This is a genomic window from Methylobacter svalbardensis (assembly GCF_037671525.1).
Taxonomy (GTDB): Bacteria; Pseudomonadota; Gammaproteobacteria; order Methylococcales; family Methylomonadaceae; genus Methylobacter_A; species Methylobacter_A svalbardensis.
This window is the reverse complement of sequence record NZ_JAWPOH010000073.1, coordinates 1-14524: the sequence shown is the minus strand read 5'-3', so window position 1 is coordinate 14524 and position 14524 is coordinate 1. Positions and strand designations below refer to the sequence as shown.

The following is a 14524-nucleotide window of genomic DNA, read 5'->3' as shown; positions in this document are numbered from 1 at the left end:
GAGTTCAAATACTCACTCACCAACTGTTGGTGACGCTTTGCCAAGCGAGGATCGAGGTCTAATAACTTTTTTTATATTCATGGCGTATGTTACTACTTTTGTGCTTTAAGTTGTGTAGATAGCTATGCCTCCTGGGAGGAAGCTGTGCGGCCCTTTTTTCAAGTATTACCGGCAGACGACGCCCCGTCAGTGCCACTGAACACACAAACATTGACGGAATGGGAAATCAGTACCGACGAAATACTCATCGAGCAACTGAAAACCAACGTCAACCTTTACGCACAACTTGAAGCATTAAGCCTACTGAGCCTTCGTCATGGCCTGGATCACGACACCGGATTATCGGCGATGGATGGCACTGCCGGTCGTGTGTGTGACTTGCTGGAAGAAAGCTATCAGCGGGCCGGGGATCAACATGCCTGGTATATCGTCAGGCGCTGTGCCGGTTTACTGGGCAAATACGACATCAATCTGGAACAGGCGGCCACCGATATACTGGTTCGTCAACATGCACTGACATTAGGTCGCGCCTACAGCGGCAGGGCAACCTTGACGTGCCCCGCCGATTCCTTGGAAATTTTGCAGACCATCCGTGCCTACAATAATAATGATGCCAGTGAACACATCATTATTCAGGAATTGGTCATCTATTTGGGTATGTTGATCAAGTCTAACCCGGAATTGTTCATCGATATGCACACGGTGCGAGTGGGTCATATCCTGCAGTTGCTTGTCGCCAGACAAAAACGCGAATCAGGCTGCGGTACACTGGATCAGGCTTTTAATGAAATTCTTTCTTTATCGCCTTATCAATTGTCCTGCAAAGTAAAAGAAACTCTGGAGGACTATAGCAGTACAGAAAGTCAACTGGGTTTGGCTGAAATGTTGCACCATGAAGGTGATTGTCGGGAGTTGACCAATGCGCGTTTCTCAAAAAGCATGGATCCAATAGACCGGGGAGAAATTGACGACTGGTACCAATGGCGCGAACAGCAAGGCAGTGTCGGCAGAGAAAATGATGCTTTTTTTGCCAGTATCTGGGACATCCTGCACCATTGCAAGGGCTTAACGATAGGTGACAAGCTCAACAGTAAGAATCGGCTGGATAGCGAGAATACCCTGTCGCAATCAACGGCGGGCGAGCAAAGTTTCAAGTTGCACGTCAACCATTTGCTTAATAAAATTCAAGCTCCGGTTTATCGCCAATTAACGGTAGAAGCGCTAAAAGCAATGGCGTCTATTTTTCGTGAAACCCCATCGTTACAGATTGACGATACCTTGTTGACGGACATTATTATCGGCCATGCAGTAAGAATCAGCTGGTTACAATCTCATCCTGAAAGCAAAGACAACTACGAAGAATGCGTGTCCTTGGCATGGCAGGATTTTTATCGATTGCCGCCGCATAAAGTAGCTAACGGCATCCTGGATGCTTTAATATACCTGCTTAACAATAACGAGAGGGGGACATTATGATACTGGCCGGAGATATAGGCGGAACGAAAACGGTATTATCTATTTTGACCGGAGGCATAGGCGGCCCACTGACCTGCGTGCAGGAACAAACCTATTCAAGCCGGCTATTCCCGGAATTCGACGACATTTTGACCGCCTTTTTACCCGCCGGCGTTAATATCAAGTCGGCGTGTTTCGGCGTTGCAGGCCCGGTCGTCAATCAGCGTTGCCAAACCACCAATCTGCCGTGGCTGCTGGATGCGGCAGCGCTGAAAATAAAACTGGGCACCGCTAAAGTAAAGCTTCTGAATGACCTGGAAGCCATGGCGCTGGGCATGTTGCATCTGCCCGAACAGGATCTGGTAGAACTCAATCCCAATGCGGAAACCCAGGAGGGCAATATCGCCGTCATCGCGGCTGGAACAGGCTTGGGCGAAGCCATCCTTTATTGGGACGGCAACAAACATCACCCTATGGCTACCGAAGGCGGTCACAGCGACTTTGCGACTCAAAATGCCCGGCAGGACCAGCTGTTGGCTTATCTTAGAAAAAGTTACCCCGATCATGTCAGCTGCGAACATATCCTGTCGGGCATCGGTTTCAGCCATCTGTATGATTTTCTCTGTGAGCAGGATTTTGCGCCGCCTTGTCCTGATGTTCCCGATAACAATAGCGATATAGACAGGAATGCCGTTATTTCCGGACTGGGGATTTCCGGTGAAGACCGGTTATGCGCGGAGGCAGTCAGGCTTTTTGTCGAACTCTATGGGGCTGAAACCGGCAACCTGGCATTAAAGTCGCTTGCCGTGGGCGGGGTATTTATCGGCGGCGGTATAGGCCAGAAAATATTACCTGCGATGCAGGACGGTAACTTTATTAACGCATTTAAAGCTAAAGGCCGCTTTTTCCCCTTGCTGGATAAAATCCCGGTGAAGTTGTCGTTAAACCCACGTACACCTTTAATCGGCGCGATTAACTATTTTGATCGGTGAAGATCCGGCAGCGTAGATCATCGTGGAAAAATCATTTCGTCCACGAAAAGCACAAAAAGCACGAAAATATTCGAAGAGTAGGGCGCGCCGTGCGCGCCTTCTCCGGGACTTTTAAAATACGCCTACTTCGCATTTAAACCCTTTGGCGCGCGCGGCACGCCCTACGGCCTGTTCAATACAACATACTGATTTATTTCGTGTCTTTCGTGGACTAACTAGCGCAAGCTACAAATCAACCCGCATGGCTCTGACGGTCTTTTTATTAAGGCCGGGCAGGGTAGCTATCGCTTCCCGAAGCTTGTTTTCCCAACTACGTCTGAGTTGCAGCAAATAATCGTCATTGCCGTCAAAGCAATAATACTCGTCAAAACTAAAGCTGTTTTTGCGGTAAATGAGTATTTCAACGGGCGGCCCGACACTGGCATTACTACGGATGGTCGAGTCCATCGACACTAGGCAGCAGCGCGCCGCTTCGTCGATTGAGGTGTTCAATTTAAGAAAACGGTCCAGTATCGGCTTGCCGTATTTACTCTCGCCGATTGTCCTTCGGAATTGATATGTTGTTTTTGTTTTTCGACGCTGACATGACCCAGGTAGGCGGCCACCTCGGACAAGCATTCCACATTATTGAGATTGACACCGGCATTCTTGATTTTATCGCGGTGCAGCTGTTCCAAAACCGCTTGAGTAGTAGCAAGATTACCGGCGCACAGTAAAAGAATCTTGCGGTCATCGTTGGTTTTAAATGCATGCATTTTGCCGTAAGTACTGACGTTATCAATACCGGCATTGGTTCTTGAGTCGGAAACCAGAATAAGTCCTTCATCTATAGAAGCGGCAATACAATAAGTCATAAAAACGTTCGGTCGCGGTGTTTAAAGATACTTTTGGGCCATTATCCAACAAAGCAACGCCAACGTCCATGGCGCTTAAAACATGTCCGGCTATTAAATCATAAGGCCATTAAAAACTAAGTCGATTAAGCGGTAGCTTTGCCTGCATGGGCGTAGGCAAGAAGCGTGAGCAGGGAGCGGTAGCTTTACTTAAACGATCATTAATCGCCCGCCATGGCTCTGTTTGCGGAGGTTGTTCTATCAGAATCATATCCAACTGCAAGTTATCCAGCTCCCGAAGTGCCGCATAAAGGCTTTGCGCATAGCGAGCGGCTTGCTCGGGTAAACGCAAAACACGGATTTGACTGGTTTCTGCTATTTTCAATTGATAGCTCAATAGGCCAATTCTTTTGCCATCGGCGATCAATTGCCGGATATTGTCCGGTAACTGTTCTGTCGGGCAACGAATAGCCGGTGTTGTCGGCGCATAATGTACCGTCATTATGCCCGGCGCGCGTATCTCCAGGGCTGGTGTGATTGCCGAAAGTCGGTCAGGATCTGGCGCGGCGTTTGATGTTGGCGGAGTCATCAGCTCAGTCTGTAAAACGGCTTCAATTTCCTGGCCGGTGATATGTCCGGGTCTGAGCAATCTAGGCCTATTGCCGCTTAAATCAATAATGGTCGATTCCACGCCGACCTGGCAGGCCCCGCCATCAAGAATCATATCAATCGCATCGCCCAGCTCTTCGCTGACATGTGCGGCTAGTGTGGGACTAATCCGGCAAAAGCGATTGGCCGATGGTGCAGCAATCCCGCCGCCAAAGCTTTTTAACAAGGCCAGCGCGACAGGATGATCGGGTATACGCAAACCAACCGTTTGCTGTCCGCCGGTAACCGCCAGCGAGACTCCAGGTTTTTTGTTCAATATTATCGCCAACGGGCCGGGCCAGAAACGATCCGCCAGCTTTAGCGCGGCATCGGGCACTGTGCTCGCCCAATCGCCAAGACTGTCAATAGTGGCGATATGTACAATCAAAGGATGGTCGGCAGGCCGTCCTTTGGCTTTAAATATCCTCGCTACTGCATCGGGATTACTGGCGTCAGCACCCAGGCCGTAAACCGTCTCGGTGGGGAAAGCGACCAGTCGGCCTTGTCTTAATAAGTCAGCGGCACGGGCAATGGCGTCAGCATCAGCAATAACGGGCTTGATAATATTTTTACTCATGAAGAGGGCACGATTTCAATCAACACTTCATCCGGGTTAGCCGGTTCGCCTTTAATGACATGCACGGCTTTAACGATCCCGGCTATGGGCGCGGTCACTTCCGTTTCCATTTTCATCGCTTCAGTAATCAAAACAGCCTGCCCCGCAGCCACTTGCTGACCGACTTTGACCAACACATCAAGAATATTGCACGGCATACTCACGACCACATCGCCCTCTGCTGAAGGCTTGGCGCGCTTGCTGGAAATGGCGCTCTTAACCGCGCCCTGGGTGCCGCCATCCAGGACTATTTCGTCCAGGGTTTCGACCACAATATCCTCGGGAACACCGTCCACCATGAAATAAAAATGCCGTAAAGTCTGGTTTTTTGGGCCGGCACCGGTGACTTTGACGTGATAAGACTCACCATGCAGCGCCACATTAAACTCGGTAGGCGCTTTTTTAACGGCGTCAGCCGCTCTTGACTCAAGTTCCAAAGGCTCAGGCATCAGCGCGTTATTAGACCGCTGCTCTAAAAACAGCCTGCCCACTTCAGGAAACATTGCATAGCTCAGCACGTCTTCATCATTAAGCGCCAGTGCGCCGATTTCCTGGCGAAGATTATCGAACTCCGGTTTAAGCAAATCGGCAGGGCGGCAGTCGATCACCTCTTCCTTGCCGATGGCGCGGTTTTGCAAATCACTGTCGACAGCTGCCGGAGCCTTGCCGTAGCCGCCTTGCAGATAACGTTTCACCTCATTGGTAATGGTTTCATAGCGTTTACCGGTTAACACATTTAGCACGGCTTGCGTGCCTACAATTTGCGAAGTCGGCGTCACCAGCGGCGGATAGCCAAGATCTTTGCGCACCAGCGGGATTTCTTTATACACTTCACCGATCCGATCCAGCGCATTTCGTTCTTTCAGTTGATTGGCCAGATTGGAAATCATGCCGCCGGGTACTTGAAACACATGTACCTGGGTATCGATACCGGTAAATTCGCTCTCGTAACGATGATATTTTTTCCTGACCTCAGCAAAATAACGGTTGACTGCCTGTAGCTTATCTAAATCCAAACCGGTGTCGTAAACCGTGCCACGCAATGCAGTCACCAAGCTTTCAGTCGGCGGATGACTGGTGCCGCCCGCCCAGGATGATAAAGCGGTATCGACATGCTGACAGCCTGCTTCTATGGCTTTTAACTGGCACATTTCCGCTAGCCCCGACGTTGCATGAGAATGCAAATGCAACGGCAGATCGACCGCATCTTTAAGCGCTTTTACCAGTTCGCCGGCAGCGTATGGAGTCAGTAATCCGGCCATGTCTTTAATGGCAATGGAATCACAACCCAGCTCAGCCAGTCCTTTGCCTAATGCTACAAAACCGGCCACATCATGCACCGGACTGGTGGTGTAACAAATAGTGCCTTGTGCGTGTTTACCGGTGGCTTTGACGGCTTCGATAGCGGTTTTAAGATTGCGGATGTCGTTAAGCGCATCAAAAATCCGAAACACATCCATGCCGTTTTCGGCGGCCTTAACAATAAACGCCCGCACCACATCGTCGGAATAATGGCGGTAGCCGAGCAGATTCTGCCCGCGAACCAGCATTTGTAAGCGGGTAAGCGGCAGGGCCGCTTTCAGTTTTGTTAAGCGTTCCCAGGGATCTTCTTTCAGAAAGCGTAGGCAGGCATCAAAAGTAGCGCCGCCCCAGCACTCCAATGACCAATAGCCAATATCATCGAGCATGGCGCAGCCCGGTAACATGTCTTCGGTACGTAAGCGGGTCGCGATCAGAGACTGATGAGCGTCCCGAAGAATAACGTCGGTAATATGAACTTTTTGCATGTGTTTTTTCCTTGGGTTACAAGCCGGTATGGGCAGCCATCACAGCGGCGATAACGCTGGCCAACTCTTCGGGCCGGAGTTTGTTGGAATAATTGACAAGTTCGGGGTGTTTATCGACAAAGCCGGTATTAAAGGTCGCGGCCCGAAACTCGGGATGTTTGAGAACTTCCAGATAATAAGGAATGGTGGTTTTAATGCCGAACAAGCCCGTATCTTTCAAAGCCCGCTCACCGCGCTTGATGACATCTTCCCAGGTCAAGGCGCTGACTATCACTTTGGCCAGCATGGAATCGTAATACGGCGGGATTTCATAACCGGTATAAATCGCGGTATCGGTACGCACACCGGGGCCGCCGGGCGCATAATAACGGGAAATTCGGCCAAAACTGGGCAAAAAGCCGTTTTGGGGATCTTCGGCATTAATCCGAAACTCGATGGCATAACCACGCCTGACAATTTCGTGTTGTTTAAATCGCAAGGTTAATCCGGCCGCTACTCTTATCTGTTCTTCGACGATATCGACACCGGTCACCGTTTCGGTAATGGTATGTTCGACTTGTACGCGGGTGTTCATTTCCATGAAATAAAAACGATCTTTATCATCAAGCAGAAATTCCACGGTACCGGCATTGGTATAGCCGACCGCTTTGGCGGCAAGCACCGCAAGTCCGCCTATGTATTGGCGTTGCGCCTCATCCAGTTGCGGGGACGGGGCTATTTCGATCAGTTTTTGATTGCGCCGCTGAATCGAACAATCGCGTTCGTAAAGATGGATTGTATTGCCGTGATGGTCAGCCAACACCTGGACCTCAATATGCTTGGGATTAACCACGCATTTTTCCAAAAACACATCGGCGCTGCCGAAAGCTTTGGTCGCCTCGGAAATAACCCGTTGATAATTGCGTTGCAAATCATCGGCATTATCGCAACGGCGTATACCCCGACCACCGCCCCCCGAGGTTGCTTTAAGCATGATCGGATAACCGATTGTTTCAGCCACGGCAAGCGCGTGTTCAACACTATCCAGGTTACCGTCCGAACCGGGGGTTACCGGAATACCTGCGGCAATCATCGCTTTGCGGGCTTCGGTCTTATCGCCCATACGATGAATGACCTCGGCATCAGGGCCGATAAAAATAATACCGCGTTCTTTGCAGACCCTGGCAAATTGGGCGTTTTCAGACAGAAAACCATAGCCCGGATGAATGGCGTCACAGCCGGTAGCCGCAGCCAAATCGACTAACGCATAGACATTAAGATAACCGGCTAAAGGCTCGCTGCCGATGCAATAAGATTCATCGGCTTTTTTAACATGCAGCGCAAAACGGTCTGCATCCGAATAAATGGCGACCGAGCGTATGCCCATTTCGGTACAGGCGCGAATGATGCGTACCGCAATCTCGCCTCGATTGGCAATTAGAATTTTACGTAACATAAGTATTTATTTCTCCCCCAAAGCTTGTCAATTGCAGTTATGAGTTGAATGTAAGGTAACTCGCAAAAAATAAACCACAAATAGAATGGAACGCAGATGGCGCGGATGATTATGATAAACACGGATAATCCATAAAAAATCTGAGTTATTCATAACTATCAGCGTCATCTGCGTTCTCGGCAACTGCTCCTGCGTTGCTCTACCTCCTGCATCCATGCAGTCGTATTTTTGGTTGATTCATCGTGTATTTTATTTATTGCGAACTGCCTAAGCTGGAAAACACCAAATCTTCCAGAAACCTTACAATCTCTGCCTCATCTTTATTTTCACCAAAGTCAGTCAGCGAAGGCAGATTATTCATAAAAAAATTCTGGAAATACGCCATTTCAATAATAGTAGAGGCTAATGATTTCGGGTATTTGTATTGAGGACTACACTCCAAAATCATATTTCCGATAACAGCACAAAGGTCTTTGTAGGGTTTAAACAAGTGATCCTTGTTATCTTCGGATACCCGTTTGGTCAGATAGGCTTTGGAGCCTTCTGTAATAATGATTTGATGAAGGATACTTTCATCGACATAACTGGTTCTAATATCGTCCTCCACTGTGGTAGCTAATAATTTAATGACCATTTTGAGCTTAACCACAGGATCTTTAATATTGTTGGTCTGAAAAGTAACCTGGTATTCAAGCCAGCTCCAATACCAGGCGGTAAGATATATCAGCAACCGGTGCTTGTTTTCAAAATACCGGTAAATACCCGCCTCGGTTGTGCCGATAGCTTCTGCCAGTTTTTTAAACGTGAAGGCTTCAAACCCGTTAAGGTGAATTAACTGAATGCTGTGCAGAATGATTTTTTTGCCCAGTTCGGATTGCTCCGGATCCCTGAGAAATAATTTTTCATTCATTTTAATTTGCAACTGTATTTCCATAGCGCCCTGTTTTTTAGTTGGATATTAATGCATTTGACCTGATTGTTTTAACAAGGGCTGCCGCATTTCATTGCAAAAATGATAACTGAAAGTATTGCAATTTGCAAAGATAGTGTTACTATCATTCATAAAAGTTTTGCTATTTTTCACCTTTATTCTAAAGGCATCCGATTATGAAAGTAAAAAATATGTTTCAAGAACTAAAAAGCGACCTGCCTGCAAGTATTGTGGTGTTTTTTGTAGCGCTTCCTTTATGCCTTGGCATTGCGTTGGCATCCGGTGCGCCCTTGTTCGCCGGTATTATAGCGGGCATAGTCGGCGGTATTGTGGTAGGTATTGCCAGTGGTTCACCTCTGGGGGTTAGCGGTCCTGCCGCTGGATTGGCCGTCATTGTATTATCCGCTATTACCACACTGGGTTCCTGGCCCACCTTTTTATTAGCCGTCGTCCTGGCTGGAATTATCCAGCTTATTATGGGCTTTGCCAAGGCAGGTTTTATTGCCTACTTCTTCCCTTCCTCGGTTATTAAAGGAATGCTTACCGGTATCGGGCTGTTGATTATTTTAAAACAGATACCCCATGCATTAGGCTATGACAAAGATACTGAAGGCGACCTTTCGTACTTCCAAACTGACGGCGAAACCACCTTATCTTCCATTGTCAGCGCTTTTGATTCCTTTACCCCAGGGGCTATATTGATTGCAGTATTATCAATTGCGATCCTTATCTTATGGGACACGGTTTTAACCAAAAAACATAAACTGTTTCAACTGATACAAGGGCCTATTGTGGTGGTTTTTTTGGGTATGGTAATGAACACTCTTTACCAAGATGGGCTATTGAATTTGAGTTTAGCTGCCGATCAAGTGGTTAGAATTCCGGTTCCTGAAAACCTGGCCGGTTTTTTCAGCCAATTTACTTTCCCCGATTTTTCTGCTTTATCAAATCCCGAAGTTTATAAAATAGCTTTTGTAATGGCGATTATTGCAAGTTTGGAAACATTGCTTTGTGTTGAAGCAACCGACAAGCTTGACCCATTCAAACGAGTGACGCCCACTAACAGGGAATTAAAGGCGCAAGGGTTAGGCAATATTGTCTCCGGACTGTGTGGCGGATTACCTGTTACCCAGGTTATTGTCCGCAGTTCGGCAAATATTGCCTTTGGCGGTAAAACAAAACTGTCCTCAATACTTCATGGGGTATTTTTATTAATCAGCGCCGTTACCGTTGCCGGTTTGCTGAATAGAATTCCGCTTGCCAGTTTAGCGGCCATTTTGATTATAGTGGGCTATAAGCTGGCTAAACCCGCTCTCTTTAAACAGATGTACCAATTGGGCGGGGAGCAATTTGTTCCTTTTTCAGCGACTGTTGTCGGCATATTGGCAACCGATTTACTAAGAGGAATTACCATAGGCATCCTTTTCGGTATTTTTTATACCTTACGCCATAGTTACCGCAACGCTTACTCTATGAAAGATGTAATGACTACAGAAGATGGGCATGAAGTTCATCATCTTGTTTTGGCTGAAGAAGTTTCGTTTTTTAATAAGGCAAGCATATTAAACGCATTAAATAACATTCCTCAAAATGCAAAAGTGATTATTGATTGCTCAAAATCCAAATCACTTGCTTATGATGTGGTAGAGATCATAGAAAATTATCAGAGTAATGCCCTTACCAAGAACATAACGGTCGAAAAAATAAATTTTATTGAACCGGCTGTGTCGCAAGCAATTTAGGAAATATAAACAATGAAAACATTAACCAAAGAAATGCAGGCCGCCATTACACCGACGATGGCACTGGACATATTAAAAGAGGGCAATAAACGCTTTGTAAATAACCTTAAAGTAAACCGCAACCTGCTGCAACAGGCCAATGAAACGTCCGACGGGCAACATCCGTTTGCGGTTATTTTAAGCTGCATAGATTCACGCACTTCGGTCGAGTTGATTTTTGACCAAGGCTTGGGCGATGTATTCAGTGTTCGTATTGCGGGCAATATTATTAATGAAGATATTTTAGGCAGTATGGAGTTTGGCTGCAAAGTGGCCGGCTCTAAAATAATAGTGGTTTTAGGTCATACCAAATGCGGCGCAATAAAAGGTGCGTGTGACCATGTGGAAATGGGCAACCTGACGGCCCTGTTAAGCAAGATACAGCCTGCGGTTTATGATGAAAAAACCGTCACAGAAAACCGTAATTCGGACAACAGTGAATTTGTCGAAAAAGTAGCCGCCATCAATGTAAAAAGAACGGTACATGCCATTATCGAACGTAGTCCAATTTTGAAGGAAATGATAGACGCAGGTGAGATAGAAATTATTGGCGGCAATCATGATCTTTTAACGGGTGAAGTCAGTTTTTATGATGATACTTTAATCATTAATAATCCTAAGTAAAACCACTTTCAGGCGGATGCAAATATCTGCCTTATTTTTTATGGCGCAAATATTTACCTGATTAGCAAAGGTCGCCACATCAGCCAGTTACCGAGCAGGACATGAGCGAGAAAACATATCAACCAAACAATGAACCGTCGGCAAATAGCTATCGCAACCAACGGGTCGCCCTGCTCACCCAGCACGGCAAGGAAGGCGTGATCGGGCCGACGCTGGAAAAGCTGCTGGGTTGCTGCGTAGAAAAGGTGGACGGATTCGACACAGACCTTCTCGGCACCTTTACCCGCGACATCGCACGCGAGGGAAGCCAACTGGACGCGGCGCGGAAAAAAGCGCGCATCGGCATGGAGCTGTCAGGGTTTTCCATCGGCATCGCCAGCGAGGGCGCGTTCGGTCCAGACCCTTTGGCCTTCATGCTGCCAGGGAACATGGAGCTCTTGATCTGGATTGACGACCGGCTCGGCATTGAGGTCGTCGCAACCTCGGCCGGCAAGACCAATTTATCTCACTGTCTGGCCGAGAGTTGGGAGGAAGCCGAAGATTTCGCCCGATCGGCCGGATTTCCCGAACATCATTTGGTGGTTCGTCCGGTGGACGAGAATCACCCCGAACTCCGCAAAGGACTGGAAGACTGGGTCAGCTTAAAGGATGCGGTAACCTGGGCATTGGACTTGGCGCCGAATCGGCGCGCTTTCATCGAGACCGACATGCGCGCGTTCGCCAATCCGACCCGTATGAAAAACATCCGGCTGGCTGCCGAGAATCTGGCGCAGCGCCTTACTTCGCTTTGTCCTGCCTGCGGTGCGCCGGGATTTTCCTTGGGCGGACAGGTGCGGGGACTTCCATGCGAGGATTGCGGTAGCCCAACCGGGGAGGCGAAGGCGGATGTTCACCGCTGCGTTCGCTGCGACCATCAACTGCTGGTGGAGCGGGAGCGGGAATACGCCCCCGCTCGATATTGCGATTACTGCAATCCTTAGTTCTACTTTGTCAGATTTCATGAACACAATAATCCAAGATCGTCATTCCGGCAGGGATTGCCGGAATCCAGGCTCCATGGATGGATTTGAGCTTACCTCCATGGCACTGGATACCCGCTTCCCGGCGGGTATGACGAGCTTACGCATAATCTGACAAAGTAGAATTAGGAACATGCATAAATTAATTTAAGCAATTACCACGAAGAACATGAAGGACATGAAGACTTAAATCCTTCATGTTCTTCATGGTTTAAAAATAAAACTTGCTCAAGTTATTCATGCACATTCCTTAACTTTACTGGAGCGCCTCGTGCTTTTGGCTACACATGAAACGCCAAAGGTGTGCGTTCAAATTTATAGTCTTTATAGGAGATTACCCGCATGACTTCATATCAGTTGACCCATCTGAAACAGCTTGAAGCGGAAAGCATCTACATCATCCGCGAGGTGGCTGCGGAGTTCGAGCGGCCGGTGATGCTCTATTCCATCGGCAAGGATTCCGCCGTCATGTTGCAACTGGCGCTGAAGGCGTTCTTTCCCGGCAAGCCCCCGTTTCCGTTGCTGCATGTGGATACCACCTGGAAATTCCGCGAAATGATCGAATTCCGCGACCGGTTAATGCGCGAACTGGGTCTGGAGCTGATCGTTCACATCAACGAGGACGGGGTAAGGAAAGGAGTCAACCCCTTCACCTACGGCAGCAAGAAACACACCGACATCATGAAGACCGAGTCGCTCAAACAGGCGCTCAATAAATATCAGTTCGATGCCGCATTCGGCGGCGCACGCCGCGACGAGGAAAAATCCCGTGCCAAGGAGCGAGTCTATTCGTTTCGCGACCGGAACCACCGCTGGGATCCCAAGAACCAGCGTCCGGAACTGTGGAATCTCTATAACGGCAGGATCGACAAGGGTGAGTCGATTCGGGTATTTCCCTTGTCCAACTGGACCGAACTGGATATTTGGCAATACATCCATTTGGAAAACATTCCTATCCCAACATTATATTTCGCCAAGGAACGTCCCGTCGTCCAGCGCGAAGGCACATGGATCATGGTCGATGACGAGCGCATGCCGCTGGAGTTAGGTGAGCAGCCTCAGATGAAAAGGGTGCGTTTCCGTACCCTGGGTTGTTATCCGTTAACTGGTGCCGTCGAATCCACCGCCGGCACGTTGCCTGAAATCATTCAGGAAATGCTATTGGCAACCACCTCAGAACGGCAAGGTCGGCTCATCGATCACGACCAGACCGGTTCGATGGAAGATAAAAAGAGGGAGGGTTATTTTTGATGAAAAACATCCCTGTTTTTCACTCACCACATCCCTGTGGCTCGCCCTTGCGGGCGGCAGAGCCGTGCAAATCGGCTCTCCTGCCGATTTGTCACCCTGCGGGCGCACATGCGCGTCCAAATCCTCTCCCGGAGGATTTGTAATGGCTGAACGAATTCCCTATGGCCTGTTCGTGACAGGCACCGACACCAGCGTCGGCAAAACCCAGATCGCCGCCGCTTTGGCCCATCTACTCGCAGAGCGGAATCTGGTCGTGCGCCCCCGCAAACCGGTCGAATCCGGCTGTCGCCGGGAAGGCGGCTGTCTGGTGCCAGAGGATGCCAGAACGCTGCAAGCCGCAGCGCGAACGGATGAGTCCTTGGAACTCGTCTGTCCTTATCCCATGGAACCGGCACTGTCGCCGGAACGGGCGGCAGCCTTGTCCGGTAAAACCTTGACTTTGGATGATGTGCAGGCGGCTTGTCTCAAAGGAGTGGCCGATACCGATTTTCTGTTGGTGGAAGGCGCAGGGGGATTCTACTCGCCGTTGGCATCGGGTGCGCTCAACGTTGATCTGGCCGTGGCGCTGTCCCTGCCGGTACTGTTGGTGGCGGCGGACCGGCTGGGCGCCATCGGCCACACCCTGATGGCCGTGGAGGCGATCAGACGGCGCGGCTTGACTCTAGCGGGGGTGGTGTTGAATCGGCTTGGCCCCCACGGCGATCCACTTATGGACAACACAGTAGACCTGTCCCGCTGGTTGGGACACCCGGTGATTGCGACCGACCGGTTCGATGCGGGCACCGCTGGTCCCGGCTGGATGACGCTTTGTCCGGCGCTGGCGGCCCTGGCTGAGCGGTTGGTTAGCGGTTTGTCCGTTCAGTCAGGGCTTGGTGTCAAGTGAGATTCCATGAGTTTGAAAAACCTTAAATCCTGGTAACTACTCAGCAGTTAGAAAAATGGAACGCATATAGTGGACCCCATTGTCCAGACAAATAATGCCTTAATTTAAGAGAGCCCTGTTCATACTCCAGCTGAATGGCGCTGTATAGTGGACCCCATTGTCCAGACAAATAATGCCTTAATTTAAGATAGAGCCCTGTTCACACTCCAGCTGAATGGCGCTGTCCCAATTTTTTTATACGGGAACTGATATTTCTGCCGCTCCGTATT

12 protein-coding genes and 1 pseudogene are annotated in these 14524 nt (G+C 49.0%); 8 read left to right on the top strand and 5 right to left on the bottom strand.

Going from position 1 to position 14524, the window contains the following annotated elements:
* Positions 1-189 precede the first annotated feature (189 nt).
* Positions 190-1476, top strand: a complete 1287-nt coding sequence (locus tag RW114_RS17720) for a glycoside hydrolase family 15 protein (protein WP_340124088.1) — start codon at positions 190-192, stop codon at positions 1474-1476.
* Complete coding sequence (gene glk, locus RW114_RS17715) at positions 1473-2447, top strand: glucokinase (RefSeq protein WP_340124087.1); 975 nt, start codon at positions 1473-1475, stop codon at positions 2445-2447. Before RW114_RS17720 ends, glk begins: the two co-directional genes overlap by 4 nt.
* A 225-nt stretch (positions 2448-2672) precedes the next feature.
* Here glk and RW114_RS21050 read toward each other — a convergent pair.
* From RW114_RS21050 to RW114_RS17685, 5 genes and pseudogenes are all read right to left on the bottom strand, one after another.
* Positions 2673-3301, bottom strand: a pseudogene (locus tag RW114_RS21050) (proteasome-type protease).
* A 109-nt stretch (positions 3302-3410) separates the two neighbouring features.
* Complete coding sequence (locus RW114_RS17700) at positions 3411-4505, bottom strand: L-threonylcarbamoyladenylate synthase (protein WP_340124084.1); 1095 nt, start codon at positions 4503-4505, stop codon at positions 3411-3413.
* Positions 4502-6331 carry a sodium-extruding oxaloacetate decarboxylase subunit alpha gene (gene oadA / locus RW114_RS17695; protein ID WP_340124083.1) on the bottom strand — a complete coding sequence of 610 codons (1830 nt, stop codon included), beginning with the start codon at positions 6329-6331 and terminating at the stop codon, positions 4502-4504. Before oadA ends, RW114_RS17700 begins: the two co-directional genes overlap by 4 nt.
* Before the next feature lie 16 nt (positions 6332-6347).
* Positions 6348-7766: an acetyl-CoA carboxylase biotin carboxylase subunit gene (locus RW114_RS17690; protein ID WP_340124082.1), complete on the bottom strand. Its 1419-nt coding sequence runs from the start codon at positions 7764-7766 to the stop codon at positions 6348-6350.
* Between the two features lie 253 nt (positions 7767-8019).
* Positions 8020-8676 carry a TetR/AcrR family transcriptional regulator gene (locus RW114_RS17685; RefSeq protein ID WP_340124081.1) on the bottom strand — a complete coding sequence of 219 codons (657 nt, stop codon included), beginning with the start codon at positions 8674-8676 and terminating at the stop codon, positions 8020-8022.
* Positions 8677-8873: 197 nt separating this feature from the next.
* On the opposite strand from RW114_RS17685, the gene RW114_RS17680 reads away from it, so the two are divergent.
* The 6 genes from RW114_RS17680 (at position 8874) to bioD (ending at position 14255) form a co-directional block, all read left to right on the top strand.
* Positions 8874-10439 (top strand): SulP family inorganic anion transporter, encoded by a 1566-nt coding sequence (locus RW114_RS17680; protein WP_340124080.1) that lies wholly within the window; start codon positions 8874-8876, stop codon positions 10437-10439.
* A gap of 12 nt (positions 10440-10451) precedes the next feature.
* A complete protein-coding gene (locus tag RW114_RS17675) occupies positions 10452-11102 on the top strand; it encodes a carbonic anhydrase family protein (protein ID WP_340124079.1) in 651 nt (216 codons plus the stop codon).
* A gap of 101 nt (positions 11103-11203) precedes the next feature.
* Positions 11204-12082, top strand: a complete 879-nt coding sequence (locus RW114_RS17670) for a DUF6671 family protein (RefSeq protein ID WP_340124078.1) — start codon at positions 11204-11206, stop codon at positions 12080-12082.
* 19 nt (positions 12083-12101) lie between these two features.
* On the top strand, positions 12102-12236 hold the full coding sequence (locus RW114_RS17665; protein ID WP_340124077.1) for a hypothetical protein: 135 nt from the start codon (positions 12102-12104) through the stop codon (positions 12234-12236).
* 227 nt (positions 12237-12463) lie between these two features.
* Entirely contained in the window at positions 12464-13372 is a 909-nt protein-coding gene (gene cysD / locus RW114_RS17660) for a sulfate adenylyltransferase subunit CysD (RefSeq protein WP_340124076.1), read from the top strand.
* Positions 13373-13514: 142 nt separating this feature from the next.
* Positions 13515-14255, top strand: coding sequence for a dethiobiotin synthase (gene bioD, locus RW114_RS17655; RefSeq protein WP_340124089.1), 741 nt, complete (start codon positions 13515-13517; stop codon positions 14253-14255).
* Positions 14256-14524 lie beyond the last annotated feature (269 nt).